18 protein-coding genes and 1 riboswitch are annotated in these 18,272 nt (G+C 32.7%); of the genes, 8 read left to right on the top strand and 10 right to left on the bottom strand.

Going from position 1 to position 18,272, the window contains the following annotated elements:
* Nucleotides 1-25 precede the first annotated feature (25 nt).
* Both gntK and HMPREF2576_RS04685 read right to left on the bottom strand, forming a co-directional pair.
* Nucleotides 26-1,567: a gluconokinase gene (gntK, locus tag HMPREF2576_RS04690; RefSeq protein WP_002468206.1), complete on the bottom strand. Its 1,542-nt coding sequence runs from the start codon at nucleotides 1,565-1,567 to the stop codon at nucleotides 26-28.
* 23 nt (nucleotides 1,568-1,590) lie between these two features.
* Nucleotides 1,591-2,271 (bottom strand): GntR family transcriptional regulator, encoded by a 681-nt coding sequence (locus tag HMPREF2576_RS04685; protein ID WP_002438193.1) that lies wholly within the window; start codon nucleotides 2,269-2,271, stop codon nucleotides 1,591-1,593.
* Between the two features lie 366 nt (nucleotides 2,272-2,637).
* On the opposite strand from HMPREF2576_RS04685, the gene glpT reads away from it, so the two are divergent.
* On the top strand, nucleotides 2,638-3,996 hold the full coding sequence (gene glpT, locus HMPREF2576_RS04680; protein WP_001831473.1) for a glycerol-3-phosphate transporter: 1,359 nt from the start codon (nucleotides 2,638-2,640) through the stop codon (nucleotides 3,994-3,996).
* Nucleotides 3,997-4,153: 157 nt separating this feature from the next.
* On the opposite strand, the gene HMPREF2576_RS04675 is transcribed toward glpT, so the two are convergent.
* Nucleotides 4,154-4,870: a MerR family transcriptional regulator gene (locus tag HMPREF2576_RS04675; protein ID WP_002468220.1), complete on the bottom strand. Its 717-nt coding sequence runs from the start codon at nucleotides 4,868-4,870 to the stop codon at nucleotides 4,154-4,156.
* 85 nt (nucleotides 4,871-4,955) lie between these two features.
* Nucleotides 4,956-5,831 (bottom strand): alpha/beta fold hydrolase, encoded by an 876-nt coding sequence (locus HMPREF2576_RS04670; RefSeq protein WP_002456039.1) that lies wholly within the window; start codon nucleotides 5,829-5,831, stop codon nucleotides 4,956-4,958.
* Between the two features lie 305 nt (nucleotides 5,832-6,136).
* Between HMPREF2576_RS04670 and HMPREF2576_RS04665 the strand changes: the two genes are divergently transcribed.
* Nucleotides 6,137-7,054, top strand: coding sequence for a phosphatase PAP2 family protein (locus HMPREF2576_RS04665; RefSeq protein WP_002489873.1), 918 nt, complete (start codon nucleotides 6,137-6,139; stop codon nucleotides 7,052-7,054).
* Between the two features lie 91 nt (nucleotides 7,055-7,145).
* On the opposite strand, the gene HMPREF2576_RS04660 is transcribed toward HMPREF2576_RS04665, so the two are convergent.
* The 6 genes from HMPREF2576_RS04660 to HMPREF2576_RS04635 form a co-directional block, all read right to left on the bottom strand.
* A complete protein-coding gene (locus tag HMPREF2576_RS04660) occupies nucleotides 7,146-7,919 on the bottom strand; it encodes a nucleotidyltransferase domain-containing protein (protein ID WP_070856497.1) in 774 nt (257 codons plus the stop codon).
* A 22-nt stretch (nucleotides 7,920-7,941) separates the two neighbouring features.
* Nucleotides 7,942-8,643: a GTP pyrophosphokinase gene (locus HMPREF2576_RS04655; RefSeq protein ID WP_002438184.1), complete on the bottom strand. Its 702-nt coding sequence runs from the start codon at nucleotides 8,641-8,643 to the stop codon at nucleotides 7,942-7,944.
* A 263-nt stretch (nucleotides 8,644-8,906) separates the two neighbouring features.
* A complete protein-coding gene (locus tag HMPREF2576_RS04650) occupies nucleotides 8,907-9,320 on the bottom strand; it encodes a DUF2188 domain-containing protein (RefSeq protein WP_002469045.1) in 414 nt (137 codons plus the stop codon).
* A 77-nt stretch (nucleotides 9,321-9,397) separates the two neighbouring features.
* The gene (locus HMPREF2576_RS04645) at nucleotides 9,398-11,314 is read right to left on the bottom strand and encodes an FUSC family protein (RefSeq protein WP_070856499.1); all 1,917 of its coding nucleotides are present in this window, start codon (nucleotides 11,312-11,314) and stop codon (nucleotides 9,398-9,400) included.
* 161 nt (nucleotides 11,315-11,475) lie between these two features.
* Nucleotides 11,476-11,766 carry a putative quinol monooxygenase gene (locus tag HMPREF2576_RS04640; protein WP_002438178.1) on the bottom strand — a complete coding sequence of 97 codons (291 nt, stop codon included), beginning with the start codon at nucleotides 11,764-11,766 and terminating at the stop codon, nucleotides 11,476-11,478.
* Between the two features lie 152 nt (nucleotides 11,767-11,918).
* Entirely contained in the window at nucleotides 11,919-13,193 is a 1,275-nt protein-coding gene (locus HMPREF2576_RS04635; RefSeq protein ID WP_002438175.1) for a pyruvate MFS transporter, read from the bottom strand.
* Nucleotides 13,194-13,685: 492 nt separating this feature from the next.
* A riboswitch (TPP riboswitch) is annotated at nucleotides 13,686-13,795 on the top strand.
* A 69-nt stretch (nucleotides 13,796-13,864) separates the two neighbouring features.
* Between HMPREF2576_RS04635 and HMPREF2576_RS04630 the strand changes: the two genes are divergently transcribed.
* The 6 genes from HMPREF2576_RS04630 to HMPREF2576_RS04605 all read left to right on the top strand — a co-directional run bounded on the left by HMPREF2576_RS04630 (nucleotide 13,865) and on the right by HMPREF2576_RS04605 (nucleotide 18,250).
* Complete coding sequence (locus tag HMPREF2576_RS04630) at nucleotides 13,865-14,464, top strand: thiamine phosphate synthase (protein WP_139062377.1); 600 nt, start codon at nucleotides 13,865-13,867, stop codon at nucleotides 14,462-14,464.
* On the top strand, nucleotides 14,457-15,575 hold the full coding sequence (gene thiO, locus HMPREF2576_RS04625; RefSeq protein WP_002468237.1) for a glycine oxidase ThiO: 1,119 nt from the start codon (nucleotides 14,457-14,459) through the stop codon (nucleotides 15,573-15,575). Before HMPREF2576_RS04630 ends, thiO begins: the two co-directional genes overlap by 8 nt.
* Nucleotides 15,559-15,759 (top strand): sulfur carrier protein ThiS, encoded by a 201-nt coding sequence (gene thiS / locus HMPREF2576_RS04620; protein WP_001831588.1) that lies wholly within the window; start codon nucleotides 15,559-15,561, stop codon nucleotides 15,757-15,759. Before thiO ends, thiS begins: the two co-directional genes overlap by 17 nt.
* Nucleotide 15,760: 1 nt before the next feature.
* On the top strand, nucleotides 15,761-16,528 hold the full coding sequence (locus HMPREF2576_RS04615; protein WP_070856501.1) for a thiazole synthase: 768 nt from the start codon (nucleotides 15,761-15,763) through the stop codon (nucleotides 16,526-16,528).
* A 1-nt stretch (nucleotide 16,529) separates the two neighbouring features.
* Nucleotides 16,530-17,528: a HesA/MoeB/ThiF family protein gene (locus HMPREF2576_RS04610; RefSeq protein WP_070856503.1), complete on the top strand. Its 999-nt coding sequence runs from the start codon at nucleotides 16,530-16,532 to the stop codon at nucleotides 17,526-17,528.
* 107 nt (nucleotides 17,529-17,635) lie between these two features.
* The gene (locus tag HMPREF2576_RS04605; protein WP_001831584.1) at nucleotides 17,636-18,250 is read left to right on the top strand and encodes an undecaprenyl phosphate transporter UptA; all 615 of its coding nucleotides are present in this window, start codon (nucleotides 17,636-17,638) and stop codon (nucleotides 18,248-18,250) included.
* The last annotated feature ends 22 nt before the right edge of the window (nucleotides 18,251-18,272 follow it).

Raw genomic sequence — 18,272 nt, 5'->3', positions numbered from 1 at the left:
TATTATTCATATAATATATAATCAATTAATCACTTAAATGTTCTCGTTGGAAATTCGCAATATCACTGTAGTTCTCAGTCATAGAACGACTAATGTTAATGAAAATGGTAACAAGTTGTTGGTAGATGGCAACTGTTTCTTGGTTAGGTTCATGGGCATGTGTTGTACCAACCATATCTTTAATGACTGAAAAATCATCTATTTCTCCCAGAGCTTTCATTCCAAGTACACATGCACCTAGACATGAACTTTCGTAGCTTTCAGGTACGATTAAGTCTGTATCAAAAATATCTGCCATCATTTGTCGCCAAATTTCACTTTTAGCAAAACCACCCGTTGCTTTAATTGTTGTCGGTGTTTCATTCATCACTTCAATTAATGCAAGATAAACTGTATATAAGTTATACAATACACCTTCCAATGCTGCACGAATCATATGCTCTTTCTTGTGAGATAATGTCAATCCGAAGAATGAACCCCTAGCGTCAGCGTTCCACAATGGTGCGCGCTCTCCAGCTAAATAGGGATGAAAAATTAATCCTTCTGCACCTGGTTTTACTCTGCTGGCAATCTGAGTTAACACATCATAAGGATCGACCCCCAACCTTTTAGCCGTTTCAACTTCACTCGCTAAAATTTCATCTCGTAACCATCTCAAGACGACACCACCATTATTGACGGGACCGCCAATCACATATTGATCTTTATCGAGAATATAACAGAAAATACGCCCCTTCTCGTCTGTTTTTGGCTGATTAATTACCGTACGAATTGCGCCCGATGTGCCAATAGTTACAGCAACTTCACCTTTTTGATAACTATTTACACCTAAGTTAGATAATACACCATCGCTCGCTCCGACAATCACAGGCGTTTGCTCATCAATCCCCATCAACGTTGCGTAGCGTTTTTTCATTCCAGTTAAAACATGTGTAGTTGGAACAAGTTGTGGTAACTGATTTCTTTCAATACCTAACAATTCTAAAGCTTTATTATCCCAATCTAATTGTTCTAAGTTCATCATACCTGTAGCTGATCCTAAAGAATAATCAATGACGAATCTTTCATATAATTGAAACAGTACGTATGTTTTTAAATCTGCAAACATAGCTGTTTGTTTAAATATTTTCGGTTCCTTATGTCTCATCCAAAAGATTTTAGATAATGGTGACATAGGATGAATCGGTGTACCAGTTCGTTGATACAATTCAAAACCGCCATATGATTTTTCTATTAAATCAGCATAATCATTCGCACGATTGTCAGCCCAAGTGATATTTTCAGTTAAACGTTGATTATCCTCGTTCATAGCAATCAAACTATGCATTTGTGCACTCAAGGAAATAAACTTAATATCTTCTTTTGCGATGCCAGATTCTCTTACAATATATTTAACCGTCATAAGCACAGCATCAAATATTTCATCAGGATTTTCTTCAGACACATCTACATTTGGTGTATGTAAGTCATAGCCAATATTATGTTTCATTATAAACTTGCCATTTTCATCATATAGCACAGCCTTCGTACTCGTTGTCCCCATATCTACACCAATCATATATTTCATATTTCATCCCTCTTTTCTATAAATTAACGTAACCAGAATGCTTCAATATTTTCTCCTACATCATCAAAATTTAAATGGAATGCTTTTCTCAATATGGAGGCATCATCGTTCTCAACAGCATCTATAAAAACTTGATGATTTTTATGAATTCTCTCGAAATCTTTGGGGTCATTTGCCATTCTTTGTCTCATTGAAATGAGTATGAGTGATTCCATAACAGGTTTAAGGTGATTCCAAAACACTTTAAGATACTGATGGTTTGTTGCTTGAATCATCACCTCATGAAACTCAAAATCATGTTGTGTAAATGCTTCAGCATCCTCAAATTGGACTGCAACCTTCATCATTTCTAATTGCTTTTTCATTTCCTTAATAATATGTTGTGTATCTGTTCCACTTAATTTTGAAAAGGCGAATGATTCGAGCATCAAACGCAAATCATACATTTCCTTTTTCTCTTGATCACCAAAAGGAAGTACCTGAGCGCCCATACGTTCTAATTGAATCAGTTGATCTGTTTGAAGTAACTTAAATGCATCTCTGACTGGTGAACGACTAACATTAAATTGTTGTGCAACTTGATTTTCACTTAGTTGTATATGGGATTCAATCTCACCACTCACTATTCCTAAACGTAACTCAGCAGCTATTACTTGTCCTGAAGTCATGTTTTCCTTCCACTTTTTCGGATAACCATACGTCACGTTCTATCCACCTCAATTCAATGCACTTCTACTTGTATACAAGTATGTTAATATACAAAAATTCGTTTTGCAAGCGCTTTCTTTTAGGTGTTTTGACATTTTAAACACAATTTAACAAACTATTTCTTAGAATCATTTACATCCATCTTTTATTCGTTCACTTTCCATCCTATCAATAGAGTTTATAAAATAATGTAAAATACACTTAAATCATACTTACTTATTGTTTGTTTCTTATTATTCAATTATATATTTTTTATTTCATAAAAAACATAATTATATTGACAACGCTTACTTGGATACTTAATATTTACTCGTAATTATTTTTCAGTTTTATACATCATCATACGATTAGGAGGTTACAACATGTTTAATTTCTTAAAACCAGCTAGACATATCAAATCATTGCCATCAGAAAAAGTAGATGATACGTATAAAAGACTACGCTTTCAAGTCTTTTTAGGAATATTTATCGGTTATGCTGGTTACTATTTATTAAGAAAGAACTTCTCTTTAGCAATGCCCTCATTAATTGAGCAAGGCTTTAGTAAAGGTGAATTAGGTATTGCATTATCTGCAGTATCTATCGCATATGGCTTTAGTAAATTTGTAATGGGAACTGTCAGCGATCGAAGTAATGCTCGGATGTTCTTAACTTTAGGTTTAGTATTGACAGCAATTATTAACTTATTATTAGGATTTATTCCATTCTTTACTTCAAGCATAACTATTATGTTTATCATGCTTTTTTTAGTTGGTTGGTTCCAAGGAATGGGCTGGCCACCATCTGGACGTGTGTTAGTTCATTGGTTTAGTGTCAGCGAACGCGGAAGTAAAACGTCAATATGGAATGTAGCACATAATGTAGGCGGAGGTTTAATGGCACCTATTGCTACGTGGGGTATTTCCATGACTGCATTATACAACTTCGGTTATTTAAAAGGGTTTGAAGGCGTCTTTATATACCCTGCACTATTGGCTATCATTATTGCCATCTTGTCTTACATACTAATTAGAGATACACCACAATCTCAGGGTTTACCACCAATTGAGCAGTATAAAAATGATTATGCCACTTCAACTAAACAAACAATTGAAACAGAACTAACTACTAAAGAAATATTATTTAAATATGTACTTAATAACAAATGGGTATGGGCGATTGCTTTTACAAACATTTTCGTTTATTTTGTGCGTTATGGTGTTTTGGACTGGGCTCCGACATACTTAAGTGAGGAAAAGCATTTTGATTTAAGCGCTTCAGGTTGGGCTTACTTCTTATACGAATGGGCAGGAATTCCGGGCACGCTACTCTGTGGTTATCTATCTGACAAACTATTTAAAGGTCGTCGTGGTCCAGCAGGCTTCTTCTTTATGTTAGGCGTAACAATCTTTATCCTTATATATTGGTTAAATCCACCAGGTCACGCATGGTTAGATAATCTTTCATTAATTGGTATTGGTTTCTTAATTTATGGTCCAGTCATGTTAATTGGTTTACAAGCGTTAGATTATGTTCCTAAAAAAGCAGCTGGCACTGCGGCTGGTCTAACTGGTCTATTTGGATACTTATTCGGTGCAGTTATGGCTAATATTGTATTGGGGTTTGTAGTTCAACATTTTGGATGGCATATTGGCTTTGTGTTATTAACAGTCATCAGCATACTCGCTATGTTATGTTTCATTTTAACTTGGAATAAACGTGGTCAAGAACAAATCGACTAGTATCCTGAGTACGCTTAATCATTGATTACGATGCGCATATGTCCTATTCAGCCATGTACTATATATTAAAATAGCCTAAGACTATTCGTCTCAGGCTATTTTTGTGCTTTGCGTCATGTTGCATATATGAATTCTTATTAATATATCCAAATTACATTCATTGCTTAGCAATTTCTACACAGTAATGCATTTCGTGACAATCAGGACATTGAAGCTTTCTAGTTTTAGGTGTATGTGATGCTGTTACAAAATGAATGACACTAGGATTAAACACATGGTGGCAATTAGGACAGACATATGAAACATTCTTTTTATACTTTTTCGTTAACCAAAGTGAATACATAGCTACCACAGGCATCATCGACAAGAAAGGCTTTTTCCTTTGAGTTACAATTGAGGTGATCAAACCACCATATTGTAATGAACCAATCAGAGCTATACTTAACCATAATTTCTTTCTGACACCTTTGAGTCTATGAGATTCTTCCATATAAATAGCTATATCTTGTAAATAATGAATTGGAGAAATTGAATTTTGATGAACATAGCGTTGAATTTGCTCTATTTTACATACCTTGTTTTCTTTATCTGTTATTGACTGTTGTATTTCATGCTTTTTGATTTGAAGAAACGTGTAAAGAGATTTCATTGATGAATCATCTTTTAACAACACTTTAATTTCTTTAATTGTGCAACCTATTTCCTTAAGTAGTAAAATCAGTTCAAGTTTCTCCACTTCCTTATCAGTGTAAAAGCGTCTGTTAGTTTCAGTAGTATAGTTTGGCGATAAAATTCCTTGTTTATCGTAATACTGAATAGTGCGTGTTGACACATGGCATTTATGAGCTATATCTCCTGAAGTATAAATCGACATAGACATCTCACCTCCTAGTCAAAGCATACTCGATAACGTTACGTCACTTTCAACAATTTTATTCATTTTTAGACGTCCGGACGTCTTATTTTTTTGAAATCCACGTTTTAATTTCATCTACCACGCCAGTTTGTCCATCCGATTGGGTTTCTAAAACACTTGGGAAATCGATATGACCAATTCCTGGATAAATAACTTCTTTAGTTTCTCCACCTAACGCCTTAAACTTTTCTAACGTAGCTTGAGAATCCGTATAAGGAATAATTTGATCTTCTTTTCCAGACATAAATAATATTTTCGGAAATTGTTTAATCTCATCGATATCTGGTAAATAATCTGTATTAATCGTGTAAATCATATCCGTAATTATAGTTTTAATAGGTGCAATAAATTGTACCAAATCAAGTGCGTTTTCCTTTTGTGCATAAATCGTTTTATCTAGTATATATTGAGGAAGATTTTTCACTGCCTTAATTTCATCTTTTAACACTGCTCTCTTACTTTCACTAGTAAATAATCGTGCTAACATACTTGCATCTGGAGTAATTTTCGCTGCGCTATGTAAATAAATAAGATGAGAGACTGGTAATGTATTATACTTAAGTAACCGTGTCGCAATCATTCCTCCCATTGAATAACCGACAATACTCAGTTCTTTTATTTGTTGCTCCTTAACAATTTGCGTTAATACATCATATATACGTGCAGCGTAATCATCTAATGTATGAGTGTCACGATCTAAATCTGAACTTTTACCACGACTTGGACAATTAATAAATATTAATTTGTAATCTCTGAAGTAAGGCTCGAACATCGTCATAATTTTATATGTTAAAAGTGCACCATGAATAAATACAATCACATCATCAGCTTGGCTATCTCCTGCGTAGGCAACTTCACTATATTCTCCCTCAAATTGTTTAAGTGGATAAACTTTAGTTGTAAAATTTTGCTTAATCATATACATCCTCTTATTCTTAATACATTAATTAATATAATAATATCATATAATTTAATTTTTTATAATTATACTAATCATATGTACATCCTCTTTATGTTACTACATATTTAAAACTGATTTTTCTATTTAAATAGATTTAAACAATTTGAATCATACCAATAGTCTTAATAAAAAATTAATATTACCCTCATAATTAATTAACATTTTATTACTATTCTTAATATTAGGAAACGACCGTTGCTTATAAATAATTTATACGTTTTGCACAACATCATTTACATTTTCATCATCTAGGGAGGCATTTCATGGTTATTTCAAAGAAATTAGCATTTATCACTATAGGTATCTTAGTATGTATTCTTTTAAGTTCACCTCTGATCGATCAACAGATTTCAAATTATTTCATGAATCAAGATTCAATTTTCGGTACTTTATTTCAAAACTACGGTTTATTTCCACCTACGCTCATATTAATTATTTCAACTGTAATTTTAAATTATTATATTTTCACTACATTTCAAAATAAATTAGCAAAAACGTTAACTTTGATTTTATCTTTTATCTTTACGTTGATAAAAACCAATGAATTCGTGTCAGAAACTGCTCAATATATGTTATCTACATCAGAAAACATCAAAAATCATAAGCCAATGGGTATGGCAAATAATGAAGGAAACGCTGGAAATGCTTTATCTTTAGGAATGAGTTTTTTTATTTCTTTGATTATCATTATAATTATCACTTTTATTTGTTATCAGTTTTGGTTAAAACATACAAATAACCAAGAACTTGATCATTTATTCAAAGTTTCACTTATTAGCTTTATGATTTTATTTATTGGATTAGAACTCGTTGATAGCTTGAAACATTTATGGGGACGTTTTAGACCATATGAAATCACTGACAAAGCCGGACATTTCACTCACTGGCTCACAATAAATGGAAACACTGGACATAGTTCCTTCCCTTCAGGACATACTGGAAATGGTGCATTTCTAATGTTTATCGCATTTTACTTTAAGAAATTACGCACTCAAAAAATAGTGTTTAGTATCGGATTATGTTATAGCATTTTAATGGCATTGAGCAGAATTCGTATTGGTGCACATTTCACTAGTGATGTAACAATGAGCTTGCTCATTATGTTTTCACTCATGGTTATTGCAGATTTTATCATTAATAAAGTTAACATCCTGAATAAAATTCATGGTAATAATTCATAGTTTTTAATATGACAATATTGTCAATTCAATATAAAAATAATCTTACATTTACACATTAAAGCTGAATAAATTAACATGACGCCATGTTAATTTATTCAGCTATTCTTTTACTCATAATAATTTTAACTAGTTTTTTATATTCATTGTAATGATTAAAGTGATGTTTAATATCAATATATTTTAATACTTCCAAAAAGGAATCATTTAATATTGCTAATTTTTCATAATACGATTTAGTGTATACTTTATTTAATGTTTCTAACTGCAATTCATTTAATTTACTCCTTCTCCCTTCATATTTAGACCAATCTCCCAAAGAATTGGGTTCTTCAGTCATTTCTAAATACCATAAATGGCAAAGAGAATTAGCCATCATATTAATGGCGTATTGCAGATAAAATAATTCATCTCTTTGATATCTTTTGTAAGACTCTATCAAGTATGCTAAGTACTTATTACAAATATTACATAACCTTTCACTTGTTATATTAGTCGTAACATCAGATTTCTTCTTTAATTCACTTAAAAAGAAATCTTTATCTTTAACAATCAAAATATTGTTAAACCAAATACTGGGGATTAATTCTTGCTTATAAAATATTAAGACATCAATTTTCAAAAGATTTTCTAAGTGTATTATAGCGAATTCATTAGTCTGATTTTCAACAAATAAAATATTATCAAATAAATTAATAAATTCCTTTAAAATTTTACACTTTTTTTGATTAGCTTTAATTATAATTCTTAAATCTATATCTGAAAACTTGTCCGAATCATTTCGAGCAATACTTCCACTGTAAAATGCTCCGAGAATATCATCATCGTATAAAATGTAACTTTCTATTATCTTTCTATATATATTCAATCAACTCACACCTTATAATACACTACTTCTCTCGATTTGAAATTTCTGAATGTATTTGTTGCATTTTACTTTCTACATTTGTAATTTCTGATGCACATTGTTCTAATAGTCCTTTATATTTTTCAGTGTCTGTATCATTTTTATAACGAATTTTGTGTTCTAAACTTGCCCACATATCCATGCCGATTGTACGAATTTGTATTTCTACTGGTGTTACTTCTACCGAATCTGCTAAAAACACTGGAATAGATACGACGATATGTAAACTTCGATAGCCGTTTTCTTTAGGATGTGTGATATAATCTTTACGTTTTAATAATTTAACATCTTCTTGTCTTAATAACATTTTTTCAATGACATAAACATCGTCTAAATAGTTACATACGACCCGTATACCAGCAATATCCATAATGTTATCTTTAGCACTTTGTGCACTTACTTCAAATCCTTTACGATTCAACTTTTTAACTAAACTGTGCATCTCTTTTACTCGTCGTTCCATATGATGAATTGGATTGTGTTTATATTGATAGTTAAAGTTATCATCTAAAATACTTAATTTTGTACTTATTTCTTTAAGTGCTGAAGAATATAGGTGGTCCAGTTCCACAAATCCAACTAATGTATTAAATGCTTCATCATCATCTTTAAAATGTTTTAAGCTATTTTTGAATTCGTCTCGTAAATCTTCGATATAAAGTGCAGGCTTTCTCTCTACATACATCTTTCTCAACCTCCGATTTCTCTTCAAACCCATTATAGCGAATTAAAATTTAATATAGAAACTTTATGTCATATTACAGTTTTATCATATATCATTTATAGATAAAAAAACCTGAGACAACAATAATTGTCTCAGGTAACGTACATATTTTTAATAATTGATAAGTCAATTTCATATATTTATTAGATTTTATGTTCCAATACCAAATGTTTATATGAAGTTATCACTTCAACATACATCCATCGCCATTACTTTGTTTAAAATCACTCATCTTTTCGATGCTCAATCACTTTGGTACCTTTATTCTCTGCGATATGTTGTGCACGGTTAACTGCTTCAGATTTTGTGTCAAATGTATCTGAAGCTCGTTTAGCCTCTTTAGATTTTACTTTCCATAGCTGATCTTCATAATATACATGAACATTTTCTTCGTTAAGTTTAGGATTAGCTGATTCATCTTCTTGATGTTGCGTGATATGTTTGTTTTTTAACGTCTCTAATTCTTCTTTTGAAGCATGTTCATACCATTTTTCAGCTTGATTTGTAGCAATGGGTATCACATCAGATTCTTTATAGCCATCTTTGAGCATCGCATTACCAATATCAATCGCTTTTTTCCGTTCGAGTTCTTCAAAGTTTTTCCAACTTTGAGGATAATCTTCCATCGTCCAAGGCATCGTCTTACCTCCTCAATAATTTACTAAACCTTACCACTAAATTTGTTTAATTAAACAATACGAGACATCTGTACTAATTAATCTTTTGTGATGGCCTGACGTTGTTCAACACAATTACGTTGTATATTCATAAGGGAAGCACGGATGTAATTGTATTGAGGTAATGGTTGCATGTCTCTGAGATTTAAATCTGCTTGAAATTGGAAATGCTTAGCTATATTTTCAAATACGACTAAATATTCACCCATTAAATCATCATTTATTGTTTGTCGATGTTTATTATTCATGGCACGCTCTAGCATAAAACTTATTTCCTCTAGAGCAAATATGCTTGGATAGTAATACCTTACCGCTTCTTTATTACTAAACAATTCACCATTCGCTGAATTGTAAATCTGTGTCACATTACTGATTTTGACGTTTAAATTTAAACTTTCTACCCTATCACGTTCATTCGTTTCCTGTTTATTTTTTGAAAATAAATAATGAAATAAAATACCTTCTTTACGTACCAATTCGGCAATAGCATCAGATAACATTGAGGATGCAGTTTTACGCGCGAGTATGAATATACCAATAACTGCAATAGCTATACCTATCAGAACGTCAATAATTCGGGTGTACGCTATCTCAATATTTAAATTTTGAGAGGCTAGACCATTGAGCATAATGACTTGTGTCGTAATAAAAATGACTGCAAATGCATAGTTAGATGCCACAAACGCTTCCGTCATCATGGCAGAAAATCCCATAATGATAATAGCGAAAATAGGATCGATATGAAATGCTAAGATTCCCGACAAAACAATAGTCCCTATTATCGTTCCAATACCTCTAGCAAGTGACCTGTCTAACGTACGAATCGTTGTCACATTACCTAACATGATGGTATGCGCTGACAATGGCACCCAATACGCTTTTTGAATGTTAAACGCTAGAGCAATAAATATAGCTACTGCCATAATAACTGTATATTGCAAAGCATTTCTAAATACAATTGAGTCGAAAGTTAGATTTTGATATATTCGCTTGCTATATAAAGGCTTGCGAATATCTGCTTCATATTTAATTTGATTATCGTTTGCGTGAATCATTTCATCTATTTTCAAAATATGATCCATTAAATTTTGAAATTCTGGTGCCACATCAACAACTTTTGACCACGGTCGATATTGTTGTTTAGGTTGTTGAACATTTTTAATGATATGATCCATCATTTCAACTAAGTCACTTGGTAATGGACGAATATGATTTTCATTGAGTTCTAGTAATTCTGAATATATCCCTTGTGCTGATGTGTGTAATAAAATTAATTTCTGAAACCTTTTACTTAATTTTCCATTACCACCTGATGTTGAGGTAATTAAAAGTTTTTCAGAATTTCTAAATTCTGTAACAGCGTTTCGAGCATATGCTTTGAAATCCTCTGGCTCATCAAAATGATGTAGCAAGTTATGTAATGTTTTAAAATCCGCATGAATTGCTCTGTCTTCTGCTTTCTCTTTAGCAAATATGATTGTTAAAATTACTGTTATGGTAGCCAATATACCACCAATGAGAATTGCAGATCCACGTAAAAGTGCTTCTTCTGGGGCTATCGGTAAGTTTATAGATAAGCAAAACGTTACTAAAAAGAATGTCGATGATGGACCAGCGATTTTTAGTGCATTAAACGTATAATATGGGATTGTAACAACAATCAGTAATAGTAATCCAAATAAAATAGGCTGAGATACTGTTAAGGTGCCAAGAATCATGCAAATAGTAAATGATAGTGAACAGGTGATGACTGTTTTTAACATAGATTGTGGTGATCCACTAAAAACGTAGACATGTGCTAGCGTACCTGTTGATATTAGAATACCAAACATAGGGAATCCTAATAAGTAACCTATCAATGCTGGTAGTATCATTAAAAATCCTTGTCGTATTCCTTTAGCTATATCAATTTTTGAACGGTCGAAGTGTATCAAAGAGTTAATGATTTGTTGCATCCCAATCTTCCTTTCTCTAACATCCCACAAATTCAATTAAAAAAGGACAGAACATATACTTCATACATTTATTGTTCTGCCCTTCATCAACATTGTTGAGAATTATGATATTTAATTATTATTTTATCACATTGTCACTTTAGAGTAAGTACAGATTGTGATTATAATTGAATAGGTTGACTTACATCAATTTGAGGTTCTTCAATTAAATATTGACTAATATTATCACTAAAAACTTTAAAGTGATCTGATTGATTGTGTGCTTGAACCGCTTGTTCGTCTTTATAGTTTTCAACTACGACAAAGACATTTTTCTCAGTTACATCTTCGTAATGATGATAGAATAAATTACCGTCTTCTTTTCTAGAATTTATGACTAATTCTTTCATAAGTTTTAGATAATCCTCGCGTTTATTAGCATCGATTTTTAATTTAGCATTAATTATAATCATTTTAGTCAACTCCTATACATATTAATTATAAGTTTAGCAGTTTATAACTGATAAAAAAAACAATTCGCTTATCGCTTCCATGTTCTATACCACATAATAAAAGAATAAACACACGCAATGATATGAATGTCATTGCATGTGTTTGAAAAATATTATTTATTAACGTGTTCTTCACTAACAATAAGAGGTTTGTCTGGTTTAACGAAGAACCATAGAATTGCTGCTATAATAGCCGGAACGATTAAGAGTTGTAATGTCATTGACCATCCTAAATGATCTACAACAATTCCTGCAAGTAAAGGACTAATAAGTGCGCCAACATTTCCCCATAAGTTCATCCAACCTGACACAGTTCCAGAGAAATTACGACCTAAGTCAGTGGCTGCAGCCCAACTCATTCCCATAGAAATACCTACGCCACCTAAACAAAGTGATAACCAGAAAATGGTTACATATAAGTTGTCTGTATGTACTGCTAAGAAAATTGAAATTGAAAATACCACAAATCCCGCAATTGCAATTACGCCACGTGCAACAAAACGTGATTGACCTGTATTCAAAATCTTGTCTGAAATAGCTCCAGCAAATAAAATTAAGAAGAACATAAATAACCAAGGTAATGCACTGATAGTCATTTCTTTGAAATTCACATGATATTGTTCAGTTAAATATGTTGGTAACCATATTAGGAACAACGCGATAACAAACTGAACTACAAAGTATTGCAATGCGATTGCGTAGAAACTGAAATGACTTAAAAAACGTTTCCACGGTGGTAAAGATTTCTCAGTTGCGACAATATCACGATTTTGAGTAATAAATCTTTTCTCGGCATCGTTTACCATTTTATGTTGTTCTGGTAAGTCTTTAGCAATAATTGCCCAAAGAACTGCCATTAAAATTCCTACAACCCCGAAAATATAGAAAACGGCTTGCCAGTTAAAAGCATTGACAATGGCTATCGTGATGATAGGTGCTAAAACTGGACCAAAATAAGATCCTGCTAACAACGCACTAGATGCACGACCTTTTTCATTTTTAGCGAACCAAAAAGAGTTAAAAACTGCATTGGATGGATACATTGGCGCTTCACCAACACCAAATAAGAATCTAATAAAGTAAAGTAAACCATGATGTTTAATCATCCCTGTTAAGATGGTAAATGCACTCCACCAAACTAAAGCGACAGTAATCATTTTACGTGGTCCAAACTTCTCTGCTAACATCCCCGAAGGTACTTGCATTAATGCATATCCTAGGGAGAAAAATGATGCTAATAAACCAAATTGTGTCTTAGTTAACCCCAAATCTTTCATCATCGGTACTGCAATATAAGATATGTTAGATCGATCCATGTAAGCAATAACCCCAATAAAGAAGAACCCTATTGCAAAATACCAACGAACATTACTACGTTTTTCTTTCATATTTGTTTCCTACTTCCATTTGTATTATGTTGTTTCTTATTATGATGTCGTTATGTTTCAGAAATCCCCTCTGGTGACTGTTTTAACTTCAATTTTTAAAACAACTGTTAAGTTGTAGCGCTACAATTTTTTATTAATATAGCACGTAGTGTAAACGGTTACAATACTTTTTGTGAATTTTTTTTGAACTTTTTAATATTTTTTGTGCATTTTAGATGCATCATACACTTTTATATCTTTTACCGCGCCCCTTACACCCTATTCTCACAATATATTAGCAATCATTAGTTATTGATTTTTTAAAAATGGTTTCTAAATATGTAATTGACCAATAAAAGTTAAAAATGATTTGCAAATGATAATAATAACTTTTAAATGAATACGATATCTACAATCTTCTTAATAGAAATTGTAAAGAAATTTGAAGTCTTTTATTAAAGGTAGTAAAATATTGTAAACGAAACATTTAATATCTTGTAAATTAATTTCATATTTAACCACTGGAAGTGCCTTTGTTTAAGGCTGAGAGTAAAGAACTGACTTTATAATTCCTGGAACCTGATCCAGTTCATACTGGCGTAGGGAAGTGGCGACGCTCAATTTTATGAAGTCATACTAAAGCTCAACGCTATTTCCCAATTTAAGGGAAATGGCGTTTTTTTATTGTAGAAATTGGGGGGATATTTATATTTATTGCGATTACATATCATAAACAACTGACTAAGGACGATTTACAGCATTATAAACATATCGAAGAAGCTATTGATGGCTTGTTATTTCGCACTTCCATGAATAACGAAGAAAACAAGGAGATGATTCAATCTTTACTTCAATTGGGTTTTAGTAAAGATAAAATAATTATTCATAGCGATGTGACACTGTTAGAGGATTTACACCTTAAACGTATCCATTTTAAAGAAAATGACACAACTGCTTTCACATATAAAGAAGCTCATCCTGATATTTGTGTAAGTATGTCTACACATGACGTTGAAACAGTAAAACGATGTTACGAAAATGGTTTGGATTCTGTCTTTTTTGGACATATTTTTCCTACCTCTTCACATCCAAATGTACCACCGCGTTCTAAAGAAGCTATTCAACAGGCATTAAATGTTCCTATCCCTATTTATGCTATTGGTGGTATTAATGAACATTCACTTCAAAAGATGCCACCTGGATTTAAAGGTATATGTGCCATATCATATTTTAACAATGCTTCACTAGAAGAAATTAAACAATTAAGAAAGGAGTGGTCTACTCATGCATGATGTACTAATCATTGGTTCAGGAGTTATTGGTATGTCAATTGCTAGACACCTCAGTGCAACACACTTAGATGTTGCAGTCATAGATAGAGATGTACCTGGAAAGCATGCGTCATATAAAGCTGGAGGTATGCTTGGTGCACAAAATGAATTTACAGAGGATAGTGACTTGTTTCAATTAGCCATCGAATCTCGTGCTATGTTTCCACAATTAAGTAAATCATTATTAGATGAAACAGGCATAGACATTCAATTTAAAAATTCAGGACTTATCAAAATTGCTAATGAACACGATGATATCTCATCTATAAAACGACAATATCAATTTCTGAATAGTCAAGACCGTAGTGTCAAACAATTATCAGATGATGATTTGCTACAACTTACACATGGTGAAGTTAAACCTTCATACGCGGCCATTCACATACCACACGATGGTCAAATTAATGCACATCATTACACACTGGCATTATTAGAATCAATGAAGTTAAGAGAGATTAAGCGTTATGAGTCTACAGAGGTCACTTCAATAGAACGGCATAATGGCTATTATTCAGTGAAAACCGATCAATCTTCAACAATTGAAGCGCACAAAATTATCGTTGCAGGTGGCGCATGGTCTTCGCAATTATTAACACAATATCATCTACAACGACAAGTGATTGGCGTTAAAGGTGAAGTTATCTTATTAGAAAATAACGATCTTTCACTTACTGAGACATTATTTATGACTAATGGTTGTTACATCGTTCCAAAACAACCCAATCGTTTTTTAATTGGTGCGACGAGTGAATTTAATAATTATTCTGTCGGTACTACAGATGAAGGTATGGATTGGCTTCTTCGCCATGCATATCATCGTGTACCTCAACTAAAAGACAGTCATATACTGAAGAAATGGTCAGGAGTAAGACCATACACAGAAAAAGAAATGCCAGTCATGGATCAAATTGATGATGGCTTATACGTGATAAGTGGTCATTATCGAAACGGAATATTATTGTCACCTATTATCGGTCGTGACATTGCCAATTGGCTACTTTCTGGTATTAAACCATCACGTTATTCAAGTTTTACAGTTACAAGGAGGAATAATCATGAAGTGTATCATTAATGGCGACCTCTTCACTTTCGATCAGAATCAATCGATACAAGAGGTTTTACATTCACTTGAATTAGACCCAAAACGAGTGATTGTTGAACTAAACAAAGAACTTATCAAGCAAGACAAATATGAAGAATATACTGTAAGAGAAGACGACAGATTAGAATTACTAGAAATTGTTGGAGGCGGTTAATATGTTTAAAATAGGAAATTTAGAATTACAATCTCGTTTACTTTTAGGTACTGGAAAATTTGAAAATGAAGAGGTTCAGTCAAAAGCAATTGAGGCATCTGAAACAAATGTACTTACATTTGCAGTAAGACGTATGAATTTATATGATCGTAACCTACCTAACCCACTTGCAAACGTTAATTTAAAAGATTTTATCACTTTTCCAAATACTGCAGGTGCCAAAACAGCTCAAGAAGCTATCAGAATTGCTGAAATTGCTAATCACGCAGGTGTATGTGACATGATTAAAGTCGAAGTCATTGGTGATGACGAAACATTATTACCTGATCCATTCGAAACATACGAGGCATGCAAAGTATTGTTAGAAAAAGGTTACACTGTTTGTCCTTACATCTCTAACGATTTAGTTTTAGCTCAACGTTTAGAAGAATTGGGTGTACACGCAGTTATGCCACTTGCATCCCCTATTGGTACAGGAAGAGGTATTAATAACCCATTAAATTTAAGTTATATTATCGAAAATGCTAGTGTACCTGTAATCGTAGATGCTGGTATTGGTTCCCCTAAAGATGCGTGTCATGCCATGGAGCTTGGCGCAGATGGTATTTTACTCAACACAGCCATTTCAGCGGCAAAAGATCCTGTGAAAATGGCTGAAGCAATGAAATTAAGTATAAATGCCGGCAGACTTTCATATGAAGCTGGACGCATTCCTGTTAAGTATACTGCACAAGCATCTAGTCCATCAGAAGGTTTAGGGTTCTTGTAAAATGTCGCGTTATGAACGTCAAACACGCTTTGCACCATTTGGAGAAGAGGGTCAGCAAAAGCTATCCTCCTCTCAAATACTTATTTTTGGCGCTGGTGCTTTAGGAAGCCATATTGTAGATCAACTCGCACGCATGGGGGCTCATCATATTGCAATTGTCGATATGGATATTGTTGAAATTTCAAATTTACATCGACAAACACTCTTCGATGAAGAAGACGCACATACTTTAATATCCAAAGTAGAAGCAATCAAGCTTAAGATTAATCAAATTAATACCAATGTCAATCTAACAACTTATGATTTAGAAGTTACTTCATCAAATATCGAAAATTTGATAAAAAATGTCGAACCAGACATCATCATTGATGGCATGGATAACTTCAAAATACGATACCTAATTAATGAGGTTTGTCACAAGCATCAAATCTCATGGGTTTATGGTGCAGCTGTTGGTAGTAAAGGATCAGTATATGGAATAGATCACCAAGGACCATGTCTAAAATGTTTATTGCAAACAATTCCTGACACAGGGGAAAGTTGCGCTATTAATGGCGTACTTCCACCTGTTATATCAATGATTGCAAGCTATGAAGTAGCAGAGGCCGTACGTTATCTATCTGGGAAAGGATTTTCAAAGCAATTAATCACTATTGATGCATTTAATATCAATTATAAGTCAATGAATGTAGATGCACTCAAAAATAAAGATTGCCCAGTGTGTGAAAAACATGAATATACGTTACTAGAAAGCCAACAAGAACGTACTATTGAGGACTTGTGTGGGAATGCTTATTTATTTAGATTCCCACCTAAAGCTTTTAAACACGCTGCCCATTTCCCTGGGAATATGGTGAAATCTACTTCCTTTGCCAAATTAATTCAATATCAAACTTATGAATTCACCTTGTTTAAAGATGGTCGTATGAATGCATATGGTATACACAATGATGAAGAAGCACATCACCTATACAATACGTTGTTAAAATCCATACGCTAATTAAAGTAAGATTGTTACCCTTTCAACCTGTTTCTTGTTAAAATAACTTATACTTAACATCAAGTTTACGACAACTGGATTAATTTAAAAGGAGAAACTAACGTTGTATGGAACAAATTATCACTGATTTTATTAGTAAGTGGGGTTATACAGCGATATTCATTTTAATCTTATTAGAGAACGTATTACCTGTCGTTCCATCTGAGATTATTTTAACTTTTGCAGGCTTATTATCTGTGAAATCACACTTATCTATTTGGACATTATTAATCATAGCAACAATTGCTTCATTCATTGGTTTACTCATTTTGTATTATATTTGTAGACTTATCTCAGAAGAGAAATTATATCGTTTCGTTGATCGACATGGTAAGTGGATGAAGTTAAAAAGTAAAGATTTGAAACGGGCAAATGATTGGTTTAAAAAGTATGGTGCGTGGGCTGTATTTTTATGTCGTTTTGTCCCAGTACTTCGAGTATTAATTACAATACCTGCTGGCATTAATCGAATGAACGTTATACAGTTTACAACTTTATCTTTAATAGGTACTACAATTTGGAATTTTGCTTTAATACTGCTCGGTCGTTTGCTCAGTGACAGTTTTGACGCTTTGATGAATGGTATTCATACATATTCACGTATCATGTATGTCATTATTATTATTGCAGTCATATATTTTGTTATACGTTATTTAATGAAACGTCGTCGGAGTGTTAAATAAATGTTATGCTAAGTTTTCCGTT

Origin of the sequence: Staphylococcus sp. HMSC063F05 (assembly GCF_001837075.1) — a bacterium.
Taxonomy (GTDB): domain Bacteria; phylum Bacillota; class Bacilli; order Staphylococcales; family Staphylococcaceae; genus Staphylococcus; species Staphylococcus epidermidis.
This window is presented reverse-complemented; position numbering and strand designations above follow the sequence as displayed.